Raw genomic sequence first — 24,440 nt, forward strand, 5'->3', positions numbered from 1 at the left:
GACTTTCGTAATTCCTCTGCTAAGATATTTTCGTTAGCAGAGGAATTGTATTTACCAGCTCATCCCTAAATTCTGAAATACAAAGCTCCATACATCGGTTGCTTCTTCAATCACTTTGGTAGTGGGTTTACCGGCACCATGACCTGCATTAGTTTCTATTCGGATTAAAACCGGGTTTTCGCCTTTATATTTCTCCTGTAGTGTTGCTGCAAATTTAAATGAATGTGCCGGTACTACGCGGTCATCATGATCGGCAGTCGTAATTAAAGTAGCGGGATAATTAACACCACTTTTGATGTTATGGAGCGGTGAATATTTGATCAGGTAATCGAAATCTTCTTTTTTATCGCTGGTGCCGTATTCAACTGCCCATCCCCAGCCAACAGTAAATTTGTGGTAGCGGAGCATATCTAAAACGCCTACAGCTGGTAAGGCTACTTTAAATAAATCGGGACGTTGAGTCATGCAGGCACCTACCAGCAGACCACCATTTGAGCCGCCCGAAATCGCAATTTTAGCGGGACTGGTGTATTTTTCTTTAACCAGATACTCTGCTGCGGCAATAAAATCATCGAAAACATTTTGTTTTTTGGCTAACATGCCGCCTTTGTGCCAGGCTTCGCCATATTCGCTTCCACCGCGTAAGCTGGGTTGAACGTAGATGCCACCGCGTTCCAGAAACAGCATCCTGGAAAGACTGAATCCTGGCGTTAAACTCACCTGGAAACCGCCATATGCATAAAGGTAAACCGGGTTATTGCCATCCAGTTTGATTCCTTTTTTGTGTACGATAAACATGGGTACTTTGGTGCCATCTTTTGACGGATAAAATACCTGTTTAGTCTCATAATCGTCCGTATTGAGTTTCAATTCTGATTTTTTATACAAAATCGATTCGGCCTTGTCCACATCGTAGCGGTAGATGGTGCCCGGAGTGGTGAAATTGGAAAAGGTGTAAAAAAATTCTTTATCTTCTTTGTAGCCTCCAAAGCCTCCAACGGTTCCAATTGCCGGTAGTTTTACCTCGCCGATTTTCTTTCCTGTTAAATCAAACTGAATAATACTGGTGCTGGCATCTTTTAGATAGGTAGCCCAAAGAAATCCTCCGCCAGTCCCGATACCCTCTAAAGCCAATTTCGATTCAGGAATAATTTTCTGCCAGTTTTTCGGATCTGCATTTTTGGGATCGATTAAAACCACCTGTTTGTTTTCTGCTCCTAAATCAGTGTTCACCAATAATTTATCGCCTACATTATCAATAACACTGTGGTTGTGCTCAAAGCCTTTAATTAATAAGTCGATTTTGCTGCCCGGTACTTTTAAATCCTGGTAGTATAGCGCATTGCCCGAAGTGCCGGCACTGGCATAAACCACCAGAAAGCGTTCATCTTCTGTAACGGTGGCACCCAAATATAGATTCGGATTGGTTTTGTCTTCAAAAACTAACTGATCATGCTGTTGCTGATCGCCCAATTTGTGGAAATATACCTTTTGCGATTTGTTGGCTGCGGAAAGATCGGTTCCTTTGGCAGGCTCATCAAATTTACTGTAGTAAAAACCATCGCCTTTCCAGGCTGCGCCCGAAAATTTAGTCCATTTGAGCTCGTCGGCCAATTTCGTTTTGCTGGCAATATCCATTACGTAAATATTGCTCCAGTCTGATCCGGCCTGCGCCACAGAATACGCCAGATATTTTTTATCATGCGAGAAGCCGAGCAGCGAAACCGCCGCTGTTCCATCTGTGGTAAGCGTATTTGGATCGAGGAAAACCTCCTCTTTGCCATCAAGGCCTTTTTTTATAAACCAGATGCTTTGGTTTTGCAATCCATCATTTTTGGTAAAGAAATAATATTCGCCAACTTTAAACGGGGCACTTTCCTTTGGGTAATTCCATAATTCGGTCAGGCGTTTTTTAATAGCTGCGCGGTAGGGAATTTGTTCAAGATAATTCTGGGTAACTTTGTTTTCGGCTATCACCCAGGCTTTTGTCTCTGCAGAGGTGTCGTTTTCCAGCCATCGGTATGGGTCGGAAATGGTTGTACCGAAATAATTATCTTTTGTGCTGTCTTTTTTCGTTTCCGGGTATCTCATCAATGTTATTTTTGCTGCAGGTTTTTTGCCCTGGTTACAGGCAAAAAGGCTTAGTGCAAATAAGGATAATAGAATTTGTTTTTTCATAGTGAAACAGATTTATTTACTAATATATGTCTTTTTTTGCCTTCTGGTTGATTACACTGGTTTTAAGATTACACCGATTATCGATTAATAGATTGTGTTTAAAGTGATTTTGTTTGATGGTTTTTTGCCACGGAAACACAGATTTAAGCACGGAACATTAGTTTTCTCCTTCGGGTTGATTGCGCCGGTTTGTTAAGTGATTTTAGTTTTAATGGTTGTACTAAACAGCGTTCTTGCTTTAGTCTTTAAGCTTTAGTCTTTGTACTTTAGTCTTTAAGCTTTTTGAGTTACCTTTGAATCCCATGGCAAAAAATATTTACTTCGCTTCTGATTTTCATCTCGGTACACCGAATTATGCCGAAAGCCGTGCCCGTGAAGCGCGTATTGTAAGTTGGTTAGATTTAATAGAACCAAATTGTGGCGAATTGTTTTTGATGGGCGATATTTTCGATTTCTGGTTCGAGTATGCCAAAGTGATTCCCAAAGGGTTTATCCGTTTACAGGGCAAATTGGCTGCCATGGCCGATGCGGGAATAAAAATCTACTTTTTTAAAGGCAATCATGACATGTGGGTGCGCGATTATTTTACCAAGGAAATCGGAATGGAAATTATCAGTGATGAACTGATTATTGAACGCGGTGAAAAGAAATTTTACCTGCACCATGGCGATGGCTTGGGTCCGGGAGATCATAAGTACAAATTTTTAAGAAAGATTTTTAGAAGTAAAGTTTGCCAATGGTTGTTTGCGCGTTTACACCCTAACTTAGGTATTGGTATCGCGAATGGGTGGAGCCAGGGTAGCAGGGCTGCACAAACGGAGAAAGAGGTGTTTTTAGGGGAGGATAAAGAATGGCTGGCCATTTATGCCAAAGAGCAATTACAGAAAACACATTTCGATTATTTTATTTTCGGGCATAGACACCTGCCACTCAATATTGATTTAGGTAACGGTAGCCGATATATAAATATTGGTGAATGGCTTAATTATAATTCTTATGGGGTGTTTGATGGTGTAGATTTGAAATTGGAATATTATAAGCCAGATGCTTAATTTTTGAGTCTTTTAGCTATTTGAGGTTGCATTGCGCCTATTTGCGCCGCCCTTTGTTCCTAAACCCGATAAAACGAAAAGCCCGGAGCGCAGCGAGGACTTGGAGAGATAGCGGGACTGCCGGCTGCCATAGGATCGGGACTGCTCATTTCCAATGACCGCTAAAATAATACCTCATTGTTAAATCTATTGGAAGTCTGTTTTTAGGAAAGCAATGTCTGTTGCATTGTTTAATGTTCGTCTGGCTTTCCGTTATAGTCCCGATGAAAAATCGGGAGCTGCCACTACAATCCCGTTTAGTTAGGCAGGTTAGTGGTGCTATTTGGGGTTGCATGGTGCCTGGATGCACCGCCCTTTGTTCCTAAACCCGATAAAACGAAAAGCCCGGAGCGCAGCGAGGACTTGAAGAGATAGCGGGGCTGTTGGCCGCCATAGAATCGGAACCGTTCATTTCCTGGACCTTTTAATAGTAAAATAACTTTCATTTTTTCCTTATTCCCTTGCTTCATGCATGTACAATTAACCAATTTGAACAGTTGGCCAATTAACCATTCTCCAAACAAACTAATTCAGCTTTTTTCCTTATTTTTGCATTTCCTGAATTTTTGGGCCTATACCAACCGTCAGGAAATTTCAACAAGAATAAATATGTTAGATAAATTAGAAGCTATAAAGCTGCGTTGGGAAGATGTGGAAGAATCGTTGAGCAATCCGGATGTTATTCAGGATATGAAACGTTTTGCGGCTTTAAATAAAGAATATAAAGACTTGGGCAAGATTGTAGACGAATATAAAATCTACAAAAATGTGATGAGTAACATTGATGCCAATAAAGAGATATTAGCTACTGAAAAAGACCCCGAAATGCGTGAAATGGCAAAGGAGGAACTTGACCTGCTGTTGAAGCAGCAGGAAGAAATGGAAAGCAATATCCGTTTGATGTTGATTCCTAAAGATCCGGAAGATGCCAAAAATGCGGTTTTTGAGATCCGTGGTGGTACGGGTGGCGATGAAGCGGCTTTATTTGCAGGCGATTTGTACCGCATGTATACCCGTTACTTCGAAACCAAAGGCTGGAAGGTTGAAACGGTTGATGTAACCGAAGGTACTGCGGGAGGTTATAAAGAGGTAATTCTGAAAGTGAGCGGTGAGGATGTTTATGGGCAGTTGAAATACGAAAGTGGTGTACACCGTGTACAACGGGTACCAGATACCGAAACGCAGGGCCGTGTGCATACTTCAGCTGCATCTGTAGCAGTTTTGCCAGAAGCAGAAGAAATTGACCTTTATATTAATCCTGCTGATATTGAGCTGCAGACATCGCGATCGGGCGGTGCCGGCGGACAGAACGTAAACAAGGTAGAAACCAAAGTACAATTAACGCACAAGCCATCGGGTATTGTGGTGGTTTGTCAGCAGGAACGTTCGCAGTTGGGTAACCGTATAATTGCGATGGAAATGTTGCGGAGCAAACTTTATGATATCGAATTGCAGAAAAAAAACGGAGATATTGCCGCTAAGCGTAAAACCATGGTATCAACAGGAGATCGTTCTGCTAAGATCAGAACTTATAATTATCCTCAGGGCCGCGTAACAGAACATCGCATCGGCTTAACGATGTATAACCTGCCATCGATTATGGATGGAGATATCCAGGAAATTATTGATGCACTTCAATTTGCAGAAAATGCAGAGAAGATGCAGGAAGGTGCTGTGGGTTAAGGGGTTAAATATTTTTTAAAAAAAAGTTTGCGAATTAAGATATAGTCTCTATATTTGCAACCTCGAAAGAGACAAGAGGTTCGAACTTTAAAGAAGAACAAAAGGAGTGGTAGTTCAGCTGGTTAGAATGCCTGCCTGTCACGCAGGAGGTCGCGGGTTCGAGTCCCGTCCATTCCGCAACAAAAGCCTTAACTTGCAAAAGTTGAGGCTTTTGTTTGATCTATAAACTTCTCCACTCCCGGATCAAGTGGAAACTGTTTAAGGCTGCACGATAAGCAACTGCCAGGCGATGCCTTTAATCCTGAAGGATTATAGGCAGAAAAGGCTATGATGAAGCTTTGGATGACCTACAGAAATCTTCTGGTAAGAAAGTAGAGAATTAGGGATAATCTAAATATTCAAAGCCCAAAAAAGTCCAACTCGTTTTTTAGATCTGGTGGATAAAAATAATACAAGAAATCTTAATTTAGACTGATCATTTTTTGCTGGATAAATGTTTCAACCATCTGTTCAAGTTCTGGATTTATTGATAAGTTTAACACTCTAGCAATATGATGAGAGATGTTCTGATATATTTTAATTGTCTTTTGAACAGAAATCTTCATTTCCTGAACTTTGCTGTGGGGATAAATTCCTGTTGCAATTATTGCCGCAACCTCGATCAGATCATGGTCACCCGAAAAAGTTTTAATATCATTGGCCCAACTGATCATCTCACTTAGCCTTTTTTTTATATTGTTATCCAAAATAAAAATGGCATAATAAAAATCATTCCTAGTTAGTTTCGCCATCATTTTATAGCAATACTGCCAAAACTGATTGTAATTATTATCAAAAAGATCACTAAATTCATTGCTTTTATAAAATGATAATTCTTTCCCTTTAATTGCAGAAAAATCAGAATACTTTAAAAATTTCGGCTCAACGTAAAAAACTTTCTCATTTCTGATACTTTTAATGATTTCCATTTCAAAATCTGGGTCGATTTTAAACCCCTTGATACGCGCTATCGTATGAGATAATTCCTGATAGATCAAAATTGATTCATATAAAGCGTCTTTCATATGTGTCAGATCCTGATGAGGAAATATTTTATATAACCTCTGGATTAATGACTGATCACACCAGTCGTTAATTTTTGCCCCTTTATAAAATACGTCCAGTTCATTATTATTGGCACTAATAAGTGTAATCCAGTGTACCATTTGAATTAAAAACTTCTTGATGTCATGATCATGAACATTTAGCGCAGTAAAATAATTACCGCTTTCCAATTCAGTGTTCATTTTTTGGCATGATTGCCAAAAGTGTTGATAATTCCGCTCAAAGATAACTGCGTTAATCAGATAATTTCTGTCGTTGAACAACTCACTTTCGTAGGCATCAAAAATATTTTTAATTAGCAGATCGATATTTACCTGATCATAAAGAATGCGGTAGCCCCTTTTCAAATAATAATGAAAAGTGTATAATTTGTCATCTATTGCAGTATATTTTCTTTTTGGAATAACGCGCGATAGCCCAAACTTTTTTAACCATAAAAAGTATTTGGCAGCCCCAAATTCACCAATATCTACTGTAATGATATCTAAACTGAAGTGGTTTTCCAGGATGATCCGGTTAAATAAGATACGATCCATTAATTCTTCTACAATCACTCTCGAAAGTACCTTGCCGAAGCTGTCTGTCAGCCATTTTGACTCTTGCTTATTGATATAATACGAACTGTTCGTCGTGAAAATAAAAAGATCCAGATCAGAATGTTCATCAGAATTTTTCCTATTCGTAGATCCAAACGACACAATTGCTTTAATGTCTGTATATTTTTGTGCCAGCCAGATCGTTCCATCTATGGCATCATTTAACCTGCTTGTCATATTATTTAATTACGCGTTCTTCGATTTCATCAATTGCCTTATTGCTCTTTCTTTGTGCTTTCAATTTGGTATTTCCAAAAGTGTGCGAATAAGCTAACCTTATAATTCTTGATTCGTACTTATAATCCGTTAGCGCATAGAAACCCGGAGCATCATCACTGATTGAGCTTACGTAATAGCGATCTGAAAAAATATTATTGATACTCAACTGCAAACGATCGTTTGAGGCAGGCCATTTTTTATCAATTGCAAAATCAACCTTATTTGAAGAACTTGTTCTTGAAGCTCCTGTAAGTCTAGAAGATTGATAGGAAGCAAATACCTGAATAAAATATTGTTTAGGCAAGGAAAAATTTTGAGTGCTTCTAATTCTATAATATGAATCAGATAAGCGTTTTTCATTTAAGAACTGGTTAGATTGTAATACACCCTGTATAAAATTATCCATCTGCCAAAAATCTGCTAGCTTGAACGGAGCAGACAATAAACCTGAAAATATTTTATTGCTTTTAAGGTTAATTGGCATAAAAACTTGTTTATTATTCTCTGCAAGAACGGGCTGGAACCTGAATATTGGATCAGCGGTATCAATAAATTCAGTTGATAAAGAATATTTTTTAAAATTATAGGTTAGTGTGTAAATATTACTCAGTGAAGGCTTTAGTGATATATTTCCATTGTAAAGTGTTGTAGGATCAAGAAATAATATGAATGGAGCTAAATCATTGTATGTTGGCCTGTTTATTCTTCGCCCATAGGATAATATTAAAGTGCTACTGGGACTTAACGTTTTCGACAAAAACAGCGAAGGAAATAGTTTTGATAAGTTACGGTTTACAGCCTGTTTTTGTTGTGGAATGGTCAATTTGGTTACAGAGTTTTCGTAACGCAACCCTGCATGGAGAGACATTTTTTCATTAATGCGCCATTTGGATGTAGCATAAACTGCCAAGATCACTTCATTCAGATTAGAGCGCTCCCCCAAAGGGAGGCCTATACCGTTTCCGCGCTCAACCATATCCGAAATATTGATCTGATTATCAAGAGAGGTGAAAGTAGATTTATATCCGGTTTCAAGCTGTACAGACGCTGAAATCTGCGTGCTATAATCAACTTTGCCCGCCCAGATGTTTACAGGGGTTCTTTTTTCTGAAGTAAAAACATCTTTGAGAAATTGATGGTTAGTATAGGTATAAGTATTCTCATATAGATTCGGATTTTTATTGAAAAAATATAAATAATCCACATCCAAATACAAATTTGACTTTTTATTAATCTGATAAGATAGATCTATATTCCCGGTAAGCATGGTTTTACTGCTATTTTCAGCATTGAATATAGAGAGGTTTATTATAGAATCGGGTGGTAAGAAAATCTCTCCTCTACTATTTACATGCTGATCCCAGGTATTGACCAATCCATAAACACTACTTCCAATCGTTACCTTATCGTTCAGATAAAGGTCTAAACCAAATCTAGCTGAATAATTTTTACTTATAGGGAATCTGCTCGATAAGGTTGAAGTTGAATAATTACTTTCAGGAGTTGCAATAGTCTTATAATTTTCGAAACGCCTGTAAGATTTATCCTTGTTATAAGAAATATCTCCAAAAAAACTAATCCTCTTTTGTCTAATACTTAAATTCATCGCAAGTTTCTCTTTATCAAAATCACCATATCCTAATGCGGCTGTATATGCCCCATTATAACCATCTGTTGTTCTTTTATTCATGATAATATTAATCAACCCACCGGCATTACCGGCTTCATATTTTGCCGGGGGGGTCGTAATTAATTCAATTTGTTTAATGTTTCCGGCTTCCATTGTACCGAGGGTTTGAATAAAAGAGCTTAAAGGTATATTTACTATTTTTCCTTCCTGCATAATCCCAACCTCTTCTTTTCCATTTAATGAAATTGAAGAAGTTTCCCGATTTACCTTTACGCCAGGGAGTTTTTCCAAAACATCTAAAACACTTCCTGAAACTAACGTTTGTTGGTTTCCCAGATTTACCACAATCCGGTCAATTTCCCGCTGGTAAAGTGGCCTGTTTGAACTTACATTAACTCCTCTTAAATTAACTGCAACAGGAATTAAATAAATGGGGGGCACATCTGTAATTGCTTTTTTAACTTGTATTGCTAATTTAAGATGCTGATAAAAAGCTGATTTAACAGAAATCACATAGTTTCCTGTATCCTTAACCCCTAATTTATATTTACCATCCAAAGTGGTGCTTGAGGATGTAATTATGGAGGAATCTGAAGGTTTGATAATAGACACCTGCAAATGGGCAACCGGCAAATGCCCATCACTCAATACTTCACCAATAACGTTATACTGTGCAGAAACATGACCAAGCCAAATCAGGAGATTGATTAAAATGACCGGTAAGGATTTTGATATAATGGAGAACGACATAAACGATGTTTTTGGCTAATAGTTATTGAGCAGGTTTTAGAAACTTATTCAGCAGGAAAACAATAGGCCTTTTAAAAACTTTGGTTAGTATTGGCGTTTTAAACAACACTGATATATAGACATTTTCATGAGCAGCCATAAATTTACTTTTCATCGATGCTGAAGATGATCCAAGATCAATATATTGGCATCTGCGTTCTACCGCAAACCGGATAGAGCCAAGCATAATCTGATACCACAGGTTATATTCTTTAGTAAATTTATAATCAAAGCCTGTAAATAAACATTTTACTTCATGAAAATTAAAAAACATTAAACCAAACGCGATCACTTTATTTTTTAATCTATACGTAATCACCTTTGCCTTAATGCTGCTTTCAGATAGAGCAATAAACACCGAACGCCCTACGGCCGCTGTCTGATTTTCTTTTGCCCTGGCATTGGTTTCAAAATAAAGCGGATAAATCTCATCAACAAGATCGGCTGTTAAATCAACAATATCAATGTTGATATCGGGGTCTTGGTTACATTTGATTACACTTCTGAAATAATTGCGTTTTTTTGAGGGCAGGGAATTAAAATAACTGTCAAATGAATTAAACAGTGAAATATCCAGATAGCTCTTTATCATAGCATGATGAACGATAAAACCCATCTTCTCACTTTCTATAATCTGCGACCGATCGCCTGTACCATAAAATTCTCGCAAAACAATAAACTGAAATTTATATTGTTTTTTTAACAGGTATAGGAGCTTGGTTACAAAACTATGGTATGAAAGTCGATCTTCATCGTACCAAAAAGCTTTCCCATTTGTTTTTGGGCCACCAAACATTACTATAGTGATGGGTATTCCATAAACCTTTACTGTGATCAGCGATATTAAGCAAACAAAAACAATTTCAGTTTTAGTTCGCCCGGTATAAAAAAAAGTAGCATCATTTTCTGATTGATAGAGGTGAAGATACTCAAATGCTAATGTAAAGTTGCCTGGCGCTACATAACGAGACCAACATTCACTTTTATCCTGGTCTTGGCTAAATTCAGATAGCCTGTTATTTTCAATCTCTATATTTATCATATTGCCCCAGAAAATAGCTTTATTTTTAATCTAGATAATTTAAATACTGATATTTAATGATTTCGTTTCTGACATTGGAATAGGGAGGCTTAGTGCAGCTCTGGCTTAACTACATTGCCTGACTGAAAAATTTAAATTACTTTTTAACATAAATTATATTACCCATGGGCCCAAGCGAATAGCTAAATGCCGCAACAAAACCATAGGTATCCAGAAACGAATCAAATTCCTGCCTTGTGGGGTTATCTTCGTACCTCGATTCAATATTTGTTTCCAAATCAACTACTGATACAGATTGTAAAAATTTATCTGCTCCTTTTAAAGCCTTCAGTTCCGCACCTTGTACATTCATCCGCAGATAACTGAAATCGTTGGCTTTCCATGAATTGGGCAATTCTGCAATAACTTGATCCAATGTTTTACATGGCACCACAACTTCCTGGTAAGAAACTGCACGACGTCTTTTAACCCGATAAATAAGACGTTGATACCAGGGCATATAAGCGCCAAAAGAATCCCACATTGTTGAAAAACCCTGCGCTATAGGTTTAGACATGGAAGAAAGCGAAGTAACCCCGGTTTTATAAAAACTGATTGTTCCTGTTGTATCGGAAACGGCACACCTTACCGCATGTGCTTTCATCAGGCTTTTTTCACCTAGAAAATTGCCTACATTCTCAAAAACCTGATTATATTTTGATATCCTGTCCTCCAGTATCTGGTATTCTTCCTCAAGAGGCTCAACCATCACAACATTTTGAAACCCCAATGCGGCATACATTGGAAGTTCCTGTCCGATATGCCCTCCTAAATGAACAACACCCGTTTTTGGAATGTTAAACTTATCAAATAAGATCTGATATCCGCATAGCATCGGATCTAGGTTTGCCATGGGATTTCGTTCAGCAGCCACACCCAGCAAATCAGTGGGAATATGCTTATAGTCTGTATTTTGGTTCATACTATTTTTGTTTTATTTTTAACTTACATACATTAATGCCACAAATAGGCGGTTAAAAGATTCTGCAATGCTAACGTCTACTAATTGGCCAAAGAAATTGGAACAACCATGTTGAATATGTTCAGTTCAAGGTTTTTTATGCCCTGGCTACCAAACCTATAGTTAACAAATGCTTCCTGACCTAAGCCGATCAGGGCAAGCTTATCTTCAGTAACCGGCAAAACCTTCAGAAGGGGCTGATCATTAACAAAAAGGCTAAGTTCGTTGCCAACTACTTTTATACTGCCGTTAAGTTCTTCCTGAAGTTCCGAATAATTCAGGCCCGGCAGCGAGAACCCAGAAGGCAAAGTGAAATTACACCTGAAACGTTCAAGTATAACAGGATCAAACTGGCTATCCGCTCCTGTGTTATGCTGGTTTGCTTTTAATTTTTCTGTGACCTCGTGGGGCGGAAAAAGTTTCAATAGATTTTCGTCTACGGTTACATCTATAACCAAATGTACCCTGCTGACATTGCTATTATTTATGCCATAATGCTCCAATGAAAAATCACCGTACCATAGTTCTCCTGGAAACCAATTGCATCGCTCATGGTTTAAATAAAATTCTACGTCCGGATGAGTAATTACCGGGATATGCAGTCTTACAATGCTGTTCGACAAAAATGAATCCTGATGCTTTTGAATAATGCCTCCGGGTTCTAAAATCATGAATCTTAATAACCGTATGTTTAAGTTTAATGCTTTAAATGTGGCAGAAAGGAATGGCAGCTTCGATAATAAACTGGCCTCTTCATTACCCAAAGAAAAAAGTGTGATCGCATCCCAGCTCACATTGCCTTCACCGGGATATCCCGCTGGCGCTTTATTGAACTCTTTTACGGACTCGAAAGAGCGTATAAGCTCATCCTGATCGAAGTGTTTGTTAAGTTTTATGTTCATGTTTATTGGTTTATTAATTATCACTATATTAATTCAGCGCATTTTTGTAAATCCGTTCAGCAACATTCTTGAAAAGCCATGAAAAAACCTTCCATCTTAAAGAAGTAAATCCTTTAAGATGCTTGAAATACACAATGTCATACTCAACATTGGGTATTCCGCCTCTTTTCCTTTTAAAATAATCGCCCCCCGAACTTAAATTGATTTTCTTATCGCGCAGATTCGCATCAACAACCCTATTTGCAAAATTTAATACATAGAGGTTAAAACTATCTACCGCACCCTGGTTGTATGCCCCAATCGAACTAACGATAATATCCGGATCTGATAAGGTTACGATAAATGACTGAATCAGTTCTTGTTCATCCCTTACCAGATGAATATTAAAAACCGGAAATTTTGAAATCAGCTCAATCCACTCTTCATTATATTTTAAACTATAATCAGAAAACTTATCAATATAAAGTTTATTATAAAGTGCAATCATGCGCTGATGATCATTTTTTACGATACCATTGCGATCATCAATTTTATATTTTGTGTTTTTCAAAGTGCGCAGTGCATTTTTTATATTTTTTGTCTTTAATATTTCCTTTATGTTCTCGATTTGGTAATAAACCCTGCTCAATAGTAGCACATCCGGCGCTATCTGCTCACCAGATATTTTAAAAAAATTAGTAAAACCTCGAAAAACCAATGCATGATCCGGAAAATGATTTCTAAGAAAAACCACAACTTCATCATACTCTCCTTTTTCCAGGGTAACCAATGGTCCGGTGGGCATCAACCAGCAATTAATAAAAATTGTCCGGTCAAGCTTGGAAAAACTGAAAATGGTTTGCATCATAGATGCAAAAGAAGAAACAACCAGGCCAGATAACTTGCTTTTTAGTTTATGTTTAATGGAATCGATACCAAAAGAAATATAATATGTATTGATAGAAGTTAAATGCGAATTATTTGCAGCAGCATTATTTTGTGCAATTGGAATTAACTTGTCGTTGATCTGGAGCAATAAAAAATCGCAGTTAAAATTTTCGACATAATGCGAAGGACCATTTTGTAAGAGCAAAATCAAAAACTCAACCCAATCGGGTAAAGTGGAAAAATCACTTTTATTAATGGAAGAAATTGTCTTGCGATCAAATAATTTTATCATTTAACAAGGATTAATAATATAGATGGAAATGTCTTAACTTAAATATTCCTTAAATCTGCTTTGGTTATAAATGAAAGGAAGTGTAAAGAGGTTTCTGGAAAAAATGTTATACTTTCGCTGCCTGATATTGTTAAAAATGCCAGCATTTTCCTTTCCAAGTAAGATATTGGCAACTTTTACACCTAAAAGCGTAGAAAAAGGAATTCCTTTCGCACTATATCCGATACAATAATAAAGGTCTTTATGCTTGCCAATATGTGGCATCTTATCTCGTGTGAAACCTAGTTTGCCCGACCATGAATATTCGATTTCAAGATTTTCAAGCATGGGAAAATAGGAAAGCATTTTCTCTTTTAATATATCTCTACTTAATTTTAAATCAACATCTGCTGTAAAATTATGTCTTCCTCCAAAAAGAAAACGGCCATCAGGAGTTATCCGGAAATAGTTTGAAAGCAATCCGGAAGTATATAAAAGTCTGTTATTGACATTAATGGATGCTTTAAGTTTTTCCGTTAATTTTTCAGTTGCAATTAGATAACTGCCTCTTGGCATGATTCTATTTTGAATATCAGAAATTTTAAGATCTCCGGAATATCCATTTGTTGCGATGATGATTTCTTTAGCCCTTAAAATACCTTTATTTGTAAAAACAATCCAGCCATTTGTTTCCTTTTTTACACCTTTCACATGCGTGTAGGTATAGATTTTCGCACCAGCTTTTATAGCTGTCTCTGCCAGTCCGGATAAATACTTAACAGGATGAATTGAACAGCTTTCAATATCTAAAAGCCCGCCGTAAAAAGATGATGAACCCGTCTCGGCAAAGGTGTCCGTTGCCGTTAATAGCTCCAGTTTATGATCCAGTTCGGATTGAGATATACGTGCGGTTTCTCTGAATTGCTTGAAATGACTTTCTTTGCTTGCTAAAACAATGTTGCCATTATTAACCATATCACAATCGATGTTTTCAACTGTTGTAACATTTTTTAGTAAGCGGATTGCATCCAGTGACAAATTAAAAAATTCTTTTGCCAGTTCTTTCCCGTATTTTGCCACTAATTCCGGGTAGCTCATGGCGCAACCAGTGGTAGCAAATCCACCGTTCCTGGAACTTGCCCCGTTACCCAGCGCATATTGTTCAAGCAATATGGTACTAATGTTGTTCTTAGCAATTGTTAAAGCTGCATTCAAACCTGTAAATCCACCTCCAATAATTAAAACATCGGCTTCTGAATTTTTAATTGCTGTATCATATTCGTTGCTGTCAAAGCCTTCCATCCATACTGATCCAAATTTTGTGTCCATATTAAAGAGCTATTAGAGAATAGATTTAGTAGTGGCCACGGCACAATACTCATATAAAGTACTTTTGGTAACATGATATTGTTTATACCTTTCTAAAAAGCTATTATACAACCTTTGGGCGGTATGATTAGATTCATCAGTTGTACCGCATACTTTATGGTACCCGTTTTGAATAGCATAGTTAAATGAATGCAGAACAAGTTTATTACCTACACTTCTGATGCTTGAAAAACTTACGCCAGGAATTACATAAAGATCATTCAGTACACAAAGCCCCGAAGCACTTACGGAAGAGAAAGAAAAATAAAGTGTGGAAAATCCAATTGCCTGACCATTTTCATCAATCATTATAAAAAGTATGCCACGTGAATGATCGTCTAAAAACTGAGAAAAAAAAGCTCTGTTATTGTCTAAATTTGGTTCAGCTTTGTAGAATCGCTGGTATGCGGCTATCAAAGGTAAAACCTGTTCAAAATTATCTTTATTAACGGTATAAATAGTCATAATCGTTATAGATTGAATGTATAAAACTTGAAAGCACTTTCAGAGAAACCTATCCGTTCATAAAGCTTTTGGGCAGGGTTATCTTTTGCCGTACTCAATGTTATCCGGGTATAACCTTCTAACCGTGCAAATTCAAGCGCATGCTTAATAAGCCACTCTCCAATGCCTTTAGATCGGCTACTAGGTTCTACAAAAAGATCATTTAAAACAAGAACTTTAGACATGCTAACTGAAGAAAACATGGGATATAACTGCATAAACCCTACGGCTTTTTCATTTTTCTTTGCGATAAACAGAGTAGAATCACTTTTTTCAATACGTTCACGGATAAATTGTATTGAACGGATCAAGCTGGGTTCTGCCCCATAAAATACTCTATAGGCATCAAAAAGAATAGCAAGGCCACTTATTTCATTTGCTAATGCTTTTGTTATATTAATATTGTTCATAAATTAATTTTGTTTAGTTGGATGATTTCCCAGTTTATTCCTTCAATCTCTCCATCGGCCAGATATGACAGGTTGCCGATAACGGTATTTTTTGAGGAGCTCTTAATCTTACTACTCAATAAGTTCACATCATTTTTAGCGTTAAGTGCATCAAGTAAGATGTTCATTGCGGTATAGCTGGTGTAAAAATATGCTCCTGCATGTTTCCCGGTTAAATTAGAATACTGATGATCCAAACCGACTATAACATCTGAAAATTTTTCCTGAAGTTGCATCTTTGAAACGTAAATATCATTAGGCAGACCTTTTACCGCGTTAATAAACGGCAGGATTAAACAATCATCACTCATGATCATATTACCAGTAAAGCCGCGGACTATTAATTCTCTAACAACTTCTGCTCCTTGTTCATATCGGCCTACAAATAATACTGTTGAAGTTTGAGCTGCCGTTTCATCATATATATGCTCCCGTTCGAATAAATTTTCATCCAGGAAATAATGACTATAACTTAGATCAAAGTTGTTCAGCTTACCCGCAATTAAGCCAGATAATGCCCGTCCGTATTCAATATTTTCTGACAGCATGGTTACATGGCTACAGTTGAGCTCGAGTATCTTTGATACGATAGCCTGAGCCTGATGATCATCACGCCCGCAAACTCTAAAAACAAATTTATAATCCTTTTTTATAAGGCTAGGATGTGATGTTCCGGGGGCAAAAAATAAAATGTTGCGCGCATTATAATATTCTGCTGCATAAATGGCTGTAGTGGCACTAAGATGGCCTATAACATAAGAAACATCTAAAGCATGAAAATATGCAGCAGCTTCCAAACCACCCTCTTTTGATCGCTCCTCCATTTTCCAGACCAGCTCTACCGCGGTGCAGTTATTTCTATTTTTAACCGCAAGCACTATGCCTCCAAGTAATTCTGCAGTATGACCACCGGCATTTGCAACAATCCCAATTTTTTCTCCACCATTTGTCGATATCTCTTCCAGCAGGTGAAGCGGGAAGATATCCCCAATGCTATTCAACTGTTCCATTCGCAGAAACCAATTGGATCATTTTGTCTTTCGAGAACTTAGCGCATATTTCATCCAGAATCCAATTTGCCTTAATTGCCATCAGTGTAAAACTCTGGGTATCACTTATTCCATGGGTACGTTCTGATCCACCATATATATAGATGTTCAGATCGTGTTCACTCTTATGCTCAACTTTATAATTTCTGTTTAAACAAAGCATTTCTTCATTATCATTTAGCAGATGGTGACTAATTTCTTTTAAGATTACAGGATACTTTTCCTCGTAATATCCCGTACAAAGAACAATCAGGTCATAATTTTCTATGGTAAAATGATCTTTATAAATTTCCCTTATAGTAACTTGATACTGTTCTCCTTCCTGTTCAATCGCATGGACCGTACTTCGGTCTATCATTTTAATTTTGTTAATGCCGAGCACCTTATCCTCGTATATCCTATTAAATAATTGCTCGCTGGTAGCATTATTAACATTACCATAGTCTGCTGTAGTCATATCCTGAAGTACAATCGCTTTTTTATGCGCTTCGAGCCCATAAAAATAATCCGTCTCTTCAGGGTGATATATTATATTGCTTAAATGGCCTGACTCTTTAATTTTAAAGCCAACAGCACTGTGAAGTGAATCAATATCCCAGTTGCTAAATCTGTTTCTTAAGTATAAAACTGCTTCTGCAGCGCTTTGTCCGGAACCCACTACCAAAACTTTCTTCTCACTGGCGGGGCTAAAATTATTAGCCTTAAGCATTTCAATGAATTTGCTGGAGTGAAAGAGGGTTTTAGAAAGTAAAGGATAGTATCGCTGATGAATGCGCATCTTTAATCCTGTTGCCAGCACCAGGTGCCGGGCCAAAAATGTACCTTTCGAAGTACTGATCTCTAATAAATTAAAGGCATTGTTCCATTCAACATGGTAAGCCTCAGTATCGTATTGAACATAGGAATCCAATTTATTGGCGGCCCAGCTCAGGTAATCATTCCACTCCACCCGGGTGGGGTATCCAGAAAAATGACCAAATTCAAATAGCCTGCCTTTTTCCTTTAAATATTTTATAAAAGTAAATTTACTGGAAGGATCTCTTGGCGTTGCCAAATCTCTAAAATAATGATGGTTGATTGTAGTTCCTGGAAGCAGAAAATTACTGTGCCAGGAAAATGATGATGCCTTTTCAATAAACTTTACAGATAAATCTAACTCACCATCCCTGGTTTTATCCTCTACTGCAGCAGCAAGCCCCAGCGCGGCTGGTCCAAAACCTATAACCAGGACGTCATAAACTGGAGCTTTCATAGTAAGATGTTTTTTTTATTGATAAAATACTTTGCATTAATAAATCCAGCCCCTCCGCAAGATCATCTATCCCAATGTTAAGCGGAGGCAACAATTTAATAACATTATCTTCCTTTCCACACACCTCTATCACTAAACCTTTTTTAAAGGCGATCCTTGCTATTTCTGTTGCAGTTTCGCCCTTATCAAATTCAAGACCAACAATTAATCCTTTACCTTTAATAGCAATTGTCTCATCCAGAAGGTTATCATTAATGAAATGCTTGATAAACATAGCGCGTTGGCTTATACCTTCTATGAATGCCTTGTTCTCCCAGTATTTTAAGGCTTCTGTTGCAGTGATAAAGGCAAGGTTATTGCCTCTGAAGGTGCCATTATGCTCGCCAGGTTCCCAAATATCCATATCAGGATTAATTAAAAGCATTGACATCGGAAGCCCGTAACCACTTAAAGATTTAGATAAACAGATCAGGTCTGGTACTATCCCCGAATCTTCAAAGCTAAAAAAATTACCAGTTCTGCCACAACCTACCTGTATATCGTCAACGATGGTAACAATGCCATAATTTTTTGCAAGATCAAAAAGCTGCAACAGCCAATTAGTATCTGCTACATTTATTCCTCCATCGGCTTGTATGGTCTCTAGTATAACTGCAGCAGGCAATTCTTCAGCAGATAAATTTGCCAGATATTCTTTCAAAGCCTGTATACCAAATGTCCCATCATTAAACGGTATTTCCTTGGTATAACCCACCGGAATTCCTATAGATCTTTTTTTATTCGGATTTCCTGCAATAGAGAGTGCCCCCATTGACATCCCATGAAATGAATTGGTAAAGTGGATAATCTCTTTGCGCTTCGTAAATTTCCGTGCAAGTTTTAGGGCTGCTTCTACAGCATTAGTACCTGTTGGTCCTGTAAATTGAATTTTATAATTATAATTTCTGCTACTCAAGATAACCCGGTTAAACTCCCTTATGAATTTTTCTCTAGCGCTTGTAGCCATATCAAGAGAATGGGTGATTCCATCAGCATGCAGATAATTGATCACTTTGCTTTTCATCCCATCAGGATTATGACCATAGTTTAATGCTCCCGCACCCGAAAAAAAATCTATGTACCTGTTGCCTTTGTCGTCAAATAGATAACTATTTTTTGCTTTGTCAAATTTAACGGGGAATGAACGTGAATAATACCTGACGTTCGACTCCAGTTCTGATAATATATTTGTCATAAGTCTTAAAAAAGTGAAGTAATAGGATTAAGATCCCCAATTTTTGTATCTGCATGCATTTTCCAGACTATCGGTGACTGAATATTCAGTCCACTTTTCAAACGATATGAAAAATCTGGTAATAGCGGGTGACTGAATGAAACCAAAGCCAATAAGCCGTAAATAAATTCATTAGCAAAACCCACTTCTTGGGTCTCCTCTTTCACCCGGGCATAATCTACCAGCCATTGCAGGTATAACGTTAATGTATTTACACCCTTTTTAACACTGAAAGAGTCCTCATGATATGCCTGCTCAAATTCTTCATAAAACCACTCCAAATTCTGCTTAAATGCTTCTGACAAATCAGGAAAGGCTTGTGTTATATCATATTCTTTATAGATTTTATTATAAATGACAATTAAGTTGTCGACGTGGCTTGTTAGATAGTTTTTAACCACAACTTTGAGGTCAGATGCGTTAAAATTAGATTGAAACAGTTCGGGATTGGTATATGAAACAAAAAACCGCAATTCATCGTTAGTAATTGTTTCTACAATATCCCGTGCCCAGATTACATGGTTCTGACTGGTTGAAAATTTGAAATTATCTAATAGATAAAATTCATTTGTTATAAAATTTGATGGCAGTATATAATCTTCATTGCAGGCCATTAAAAGTGCCGGATGCAGAACTGTAAAAAAGTATGAATTATCAAACCCTAGAAACTGTACTAATTTTGTTGTCGATTTATTTTTCCAGAGCTTATCGATATCAACTGGATTTCTATCTTTATCTATTACAGAAGCGCCCATAAGGCCGGGAACCATTTCGGCCCAAACATTGATTACCTGATCTTCATATCCGTGAATATTAACAGGAATTCCATAGGAACTAGGATAGGAGATTGGAAAATCAGCAAGCGGTTTAGAAAGAAGATCTTTTAGTAATTTTTGTAAATGGGGCCTCATCGTTTGATAAATCGGCTCTAGATAACGTTTAAGTGCCTCACGATAGTTCTCAATTTCAAAATATAAACCCTTTACTTTTTTAGATACGATAGTTGATTTAGAGCCGGTTGCAGATGCAAGAGGCAGGTTGAATGAATCATTCGGATGTCCACAACTCTCACATATCCCACCTTTGGTTTCAGCATAACAGTTGTTACAAAAGCCATTAATATATGCTTCAAATAAATATCGGCCAAGCTCTTCTGAATACCAATATTCCTTTTCTTTTTCTTTGATCACGCCAAGCTTATATAGCTTAAAGATAAACTGCTGTACGAGATCAGCGTGTTGGTCGTCAGGCAAAAGAAATCCGTTAATGTTGATACTGCATTTATCTAAACTTTCACGGATTTTGTAGTGATATTTAATGCCCAGTTCTTTGGGATTCGTCTTTAATCTTTCAGCTGTTGTAACTACATAGGTTTGATTCTGATCGCTACCTGATGCATATACTACATCATGTCCTCTGACTGTTTGATATCTCGCAAATACATCTGCTGCAAAATAAGGACCGGAGATATGTCCAACATGAAGATCTCCGTTAGGAGTAGGGGGAGGAGCAGTAATTAGATAGTTTTTCTTCATTTATTTAGTTTAAATTATGGATTCTTCTTTTTTCAGTTTATCCGGATCAGTTCCATTCATACCTTCATCCCAATAGATGGTTAGGAATGTTAGTTCTTCTGTTTCTGAAATATTCTTTATAGTATGTGATGACATTGGAGGGAGATAAATTACATCACCTGTTTGTACCATTTCCCGCTCATCATCAATAGTTATTTCTCCATAGCCATGAAGAATGATGAAAGTTTCCTTTTCATCATGATGATGTATGGTGGTAGAGCAATTGATATCTACTTTAGCGATAGCGCTTCCCCAAGCAGGCTGTACAACTCCATTCCACGGATAAATTCTTCTTAGTCTGCAATTGTACTCGAAGTTGTAGATAGCATTACTTTCTTTTTGTATTTTCATTACTGTATTATATGTATATCAAATAAGCCTGTTTCACTAATTAGATTAAGATTTGGTTTTAGAAATCAATCTTAATAAAAGGTTTTATCTGTGGCAAGATATTAAGATTTTCAACTGAAAGAAAGAATTAGTTTTATTGTGTGAATTTTTAGTTGATTAATAAAATTCAGTATTCTTTTCTATTAAAATTGTAAATATTATACTTTTTTAAGCCAAAATATTATTACAATTTAATTATACAATTGAATAATATTTTTGTAGTTTCAATTTATACATAAAAGTAGTCTTGTTCTTAGTAAAAAAGTATATGTTGAAATTAAATATACCTATTGATTTTAAGACATCATTACTCCTTTTATAGATAACCTTTAAGCAATAAGTTATTTTTAGGATCTAAAATGTTATAAAAAGTTCAAATTAACCTAAACAGTTTAGCCAACACTGCTGGATACTTAAATCAACAAATTAACTTTTTTTTCGAGAAAGGTTCATCATAATTAAATGCCAAAAAATTGGTGTACCTAAATAGATTAAGGTTAGCAGAGACAGCATAATATTAACCACTACCTAAACCTAAACAGCATACCGATAAGACGGCAGGCTTTCCCATATCTATTTTTATAGATCAGCGGTAAAAGTATTGGGCTCATAAAGTCTTATAAGAGGTGAAAAAGTTTAGAATAAAACGCTTGCCACGATATGTAGTGTAACCCAAATTTATCACCAGCTACTTAATTGTACGATAGCGCAAGTACAAAAATGTATTAATGAATCTTTATGGTTATATAAGGTGTATTTAAGATATATTAAATTCTATATCTTATCAGAATTAATGTTAAGTATCCGAAAAATCAATGCAATAAAAATATGTTACCCGATTGTTTACCGCAGATTAAGACATCATCTGATGGCGATTTTCTGGTAACCGAGGATATGATTGACCTGGTGATTCATAAACATCAAAAACATCGATGAGGAGGCATATATAAATTTGCTTTCCAAAAAAGTCGAAGAGGTCAATAATGCGATCATGGATGCTGTAATCGTTGCTAAATAGCATTATCGTTCTATATCCTAAAAAGGAGATTGCGTATAAATTTTATGAATTAAATTTTGGGGGCGTCAACATTTTCACTCCAAACTGTGCAGCCCACTTTACCATCTGTTTTTGGTGGTGTTGTAGAATCCATTAGCATATTTACTGGTAAACGTTACGGATATTTATTGAAACCCAACAAATATCAAACGTGCTTTGTATTACCACGTGGTTATGTTCAACTTTAAAATAAATTATAGTGGTAGTGCTAGCAAATTAAATTTCTACCGCAGTAGTTAGCTATTTATATTAATGTTTTTTGTAGACGTATATCTGATGTTTTTATAACGAGCATATTAACCAAACCTAAACGCCAGGGTTAAGTTGGCGCTTATCAATCAAATATTAAACTTCAAAAGAAAATGATAAAGTTAAAAGGGATGCAAAAAAGCTTGTCTTCATTGGAAAATAAGAAGCTGGATTTCGAAAGCTCTAAAGCTATATTAGGTGGTTTAGCTGGGGGGCCTAAGTATATCGTGTCTAACCTTAGAGACGAAAACGGATGTCAATTGGTAGATTACTATCATAATGGCAAATGGTGTGCTAGATTTAGCGATTGTAAAAACGAATATTGCTAGTAATCAATTCAACGAAATAAAACATTAAGTCTGCAAGTTTTTCTTTTTACAATGAAAAACCTGTAGATTTAATTTTATCAGCGATGAATAATCAGTAGTACGGTCTAATATTAGCTACCTTCTATTGCGCAATAGAAATCATAACTTGCAAAAATGTTTGATCGCTGCTCCTGATTAAAATATTTAGAATCAATACCAAAAGTTGTAGCCTGGTTATTCCGATAACTATCATATCTCCGTATTAGACGGCGTTTTAAATCACATAGCTGCCATATTTAACGGTCGATTTTTATATTTGCTCCACAAAGAAGATAACAATTAGAATTACGCTGTAAAACCTAGTGAAAAAAATTACTATTCTGCTGCTGTTACTTACAACAGGTTTATTGCGCGCCAATGCGCAGGAAAAAGCAAACTTTGACCAAGCCTTCCAAAAGGCCAACAACGGTAAATCCCGCATAGAGATACCTCCTCTTAAAGAACTGTTACACATCATGCTGGCCATTACCAAAACCGGGCTTAACAATGATGATATGGTGAATCAAAGTGGTACATATTATCAGGATGTACTTAAACATTTTAAGCCGTATGCAAACGAGCCCGTCATCAAAATCTTTGATTCTTTGCTGAACGTTTCGCTTTATAATTATATTTTCATTTCCGGGAATGCGATGTCTTATGATTTTTCGGGGACTACATTAAAGCGTAACCCTAACTATATTTTTCCTGCTCGGGGCGTGGCTAATATGGAGATCAAGACCAATCCGTTAGATACCTACAGAAAAGATATCGAAGCGTTCGCGAAAAAATCACGGTTTCTGGATTTTTATCGCCAGCACAGATCTTATTATGCCAAAATAATTGCAGATTATAAGTCGGGTGCAGATCTGGACAAACAGTGGAAATGGCTGGAAAAGAATTTTAAAACCAGCATCAACAGCTACCTGATTCTGTGTTCGCCTCTCATTAACGGGCTTAATTATACCACTGAGTTTAAAGATAAAGGCTTTAGGCAGATCGTTATGGTACTTCCCATGCTTGATCATGATCCTAAACTTTCGGCTATTCAAAACGAACTTTTCAATACAAGGGTGATGTTTTCAGAAATAGATCATAACTATGTTGGTACGCCTTCAGATGCCAATAAGACTGCTATAGATAGTGTATTTAAGAACAGGGCCGCCTGGGTGAATGAGAAAGCCGATGGCAGCTATGCTTACCCCAATCCTATCAAGGTTTTTAACGAGTACATGACCTTCGGTACTTTTTTGATGTATGCCCAGGACAATTATAATAAAGCACTTTATGCTGAAACCCGAAATAATGTGATCAGTTTGATGACAGCGCGTGGCTTTCCGAAAATGGAGCTGTTTGTATCATGTTTAGAGCAGGCAAGATCGGGAGCTCCCGATAAAAAGATCGATGATTTGTATCCAAAACTACTGGATCTGTTGAGCAAGTAGGTTTTATGGACGAAGCTTTATTTTAGTAGTGTGATAAGGGACTATATTATCTTATCGGTTTAAAAATAAGTGTTTGTGATCTGATTGGCTACGAAAAGGTTATTGTCCCAT

General features: G+C 36.8%; 19 protein-coding genes and 1 tRNA gene. 5 read left to right on the forward strand and 15 right to left on the reverse strand.

What is annotated here, in order from left to right:
• Nucleotides 1-51: 51 nt before the first annotated feature.
• Nucleotides 52-2,178 carry a prolyl oligopeptidase family protein gene (locus tag ABEG20_RS19110; protein WP_406824831.1) on the reverse strand — a complete coding sequence of 709 codons (2,127 nt, stop codon included), beginning with the start codon at nt 2,176-2,178 and terminating at the stop codon, nt 52-54.
• 302 nt (nt 2,179-2,480) lie between these two features.
• Here ABEG20_RS19110 and ABEG20_RS19115 point away from each other — a divergent pair, with 302 nt between their 5' ends.
• From ABEG20_RS19115 to ABEG20_RS19125, 3 genes are all read left to right on the forward strand, one after another.
• Entirely contained in the window at nt 2,481-3,230 is a 750-nt protein-coding gene (locus ABEG20_RS19115) for a UDP-2,3-diacylglucosamine diphosphatase (RefSeq protein WP_406824832.1), read from the forward strand.
• Nucleotides 3,231-3,878: 648 nt separating this feature from the next.
• On the forward strand, nt 3,879-4,952 hold the full coding sequence (gene prfA / locus ABEG20_RS19120; protein ID WP_406824833.1) for a peptide chain release factor 1: 1,074 nt from the start codon (nt 3,879-3,881) through the stop codon (nt 4,950-4,952).
• 103 nt (nt 4,953-5,055) lie between these two features.
• Nucleotides 5,056-5,129: transfer RNA gene (locus tag ABEG20_RS19125), tRNA-Asp, on the forward strand.
• 284 nt (nt 5,130-5,413) lie between these two features.
• Here the strand turns inward: ABEG20_RS19125 and ABEG20_RS19130 are convergent.
• From ABEG20_RS19130 to ABEG20_RS19195, 14 genes are all read right to left on the reverse strand, one after another.
• Complete coding sequence (locus tag ABEG20_RS19130) at nt 5,414-6,829, reverse strand: aminoglycoside 6-adenylyltransferase (RefSeq protein WP_406824834.1); 1,416 nt, start codon at nt 6,827-6,829, stop codon at nt 5,414-5,416.
• 1 nt (nt 6,830) lies between these two features.
• Nucleotides 6,831-9,251 (reverse strand): TonB-dependent receptor domain-containing protein, encoded by a 2,421-nt coding sequence (locus tag ABEG20_RS19135; protein ID WP_406824835.1) that lies wholly within the window; start codon nt 9,249-9,251, stop codon nt 6,831-6,833.
• Nucleotides 9,252-9,273: 22 nt separating this feature from the next.
• Entirely contained in the window at nt 9,274-10,332 is a 1,059-nt protein-coding gene (locus ABEG20_RS19140; RefSeq protein ID WP_406824836.1) for a GNAT family N-acetyltransferase, read from the reverse strand.
• A gap of 136 nt (nt 10,333-10,468) precedes the next feature.
• Nucleotides 10,469-11,293, reverse strand: coding sequence for an FkbM family methyltransferase (locus tag ABEG20_RS19145; RefSeq protein ID WP_406824837.1), 825 nt, complete (start codon nt 11,291-11,293; stop codon nt 10,469-10,471).
• 80 nt (nt 11,294-11,373) lie between these two features.
• Nucleotides 11,374-12,234 (reverse strand): aspartyl/asparaginyl beta-hydroxylase domain-containing protein, encoded by an 861-nt coding sequence (locus tag ABEG20_RS19150; RefSeq protein WP_406824838.1) that lies wholly within the window; start codon nt 12,232-12,234, stop codon nt 11,374-11,376.
• 28 nt (nt 12,235-12,262) lie between these two features.
• Nucleotides 12,263-13,393, reverse strand: a complete 1,131-nt coding sequence (locus ABEG20_RS19155; protein WP_406824839.1) for a hypothetical protein — start codon at nt 13,391-13,393, stop codon at nt 12,263-12,265.
• Between the two features lie 33 nt (nt 13,394-13,426).
• The gene (locus ABEG20_RS19160) at nt 13,427-14,701 is read right to left on the reverse strand and encodes an NAD(P)/FAD-dependent oxidoreductase (protein WP_406824840.1); all 1,275 of its coding nucleotides are present in this window, start codon (nt 14,699-14,701) and stop codon (nt 13,427-13,429) included.
• Between the two features lie 12 nt (nt 14,702-14,713).
• Entirely contained in the window at nt 14,714-15,205 is a 492-nt protein-coding gene (locus ABEG20_RS19165; RefSeq protein ID WP_406824841.1) for an N-acetyltransferase family protein, read from the reverse strand.
• A gap of 5 nt (nt 15,206-15,210) precedes the next feature.
• Entirely contained in the window at nt 15,211-15,654 is a 444-nt protein-coding gene (locus tag ABEG20_RS19170) for a GNAT family N-acetyltransferase (RefSeq protein WP_406824842.1), read from the reverse strand.
• Complete coding sequence (locus ABEG20_RS19175; protein ID WP_406824843.1) at nt 15,651-16,703, reverse strand: hypothetical protein; 1,053 nt, start codon at nt 16,701-16,703, stop codon at nt 15,651-15,653. The genes ABEG20_RS19170 and ABEG20_RS19175 overlap by 4 nt, the downstream gene beginning before the upstream one ends.
• The gene (locus ABEG20_RS19180; RefSeq protein ID WP_406824844.1) at nt 16,687-17,994 is read right to left on the reverse strand and encodes a SidA/IucD/PvdA family monooxygenase; all 1,308 of its coding nucleotides are present in this window, start codon (nt 17,992-17,994) and stop codon (nt 16,687-16,689) included. Before ABEG20_RS19180 ends, ABEG20_RS19175 begins: the two co-directional genes overlap by 17 nt.
• Nucleotides 17,975-19,228 (reverse strand): diaminobutyrate--2-oxoglutarate transaminase, encoded by a 1,254-nt coding sequence (locus ABEG20_RS19185; RefSeq protein ID WP_406824845.1) that lies wholly within the window; start codon nt 19,226-19,228, stop codon nt 17,975-17,977. The genes ABEG20_RS19180 and ABEG20_RS19185 overlap by 20 nt, the downstream gene beginning before the upstream one ends.
• Before the next feature lie 5 nt (nt 19,229-19,233).
• The gene (locus tag ABEG20_RS19190) at nt 19,234-20,802 is read right to left on the reverse strand and encodes a class I tRNA ligase family protein (protein WP_406824846.1); all 1,569 of its coding nucleotides are present in this window, start codon (nt 20,800-20,802) and stop codon (nt 19,234-19,236) included.
• A gap of 9 nt (nt 20,803-20,811) precedes the next feature.
• On the reverse strand, nt 20,812-21,192 hold the full coding sequence (locus ABEG20_RS19195; protein ID WP_406824847.1) for a cupin domain-containing protein: 381 nt from the start codon (nt 21,190-21,192) through the stop codon (nt 20,812-20,814).
• 1,458 nt (nt 21,193-22,650) lie between these two features.
• Between ABEG20_RS19195 and ABEG20_RS19200 the strand changes: the two genes are divergently transcribed.
• On the forward strand, nt 22,651-22,866 hold the full coding sequence (locus tag ABEG20_RS19200) for a TIGR04139 family peptide modification target (RefSeq protein WP_406824848.1): 216 nt from the start codon (nt 22,651-22,653) through the stop codon (nt 22,864-22,866).
• A gap of 341 nt (nt 22,867-23,207) precedes the next feature.
• Nucleotides 23,208-24,329, forward strand: a complete 1,122-nt coding sequence (locus tag ABEG20_RS19205) for a DUF4932 domain-containing protein (RefSeq protein ID WP_406824849.1) — start codon at nt 23,208-23,210, stop codon at nt 24,327-24,329.
• Nucleotides 24,330-24,440 lie beyond the last annotated feature (111 nt).

It is taken from the genome of Pedobacter sp. KACC 23697 (assembly GCF_045348445.1).
Taxonomy (GTDB): Bacteria; Bacteroidota; Bacteroidia; order Sphingobacteriales; family Sphingobacteriaceae; genus Pedobacter.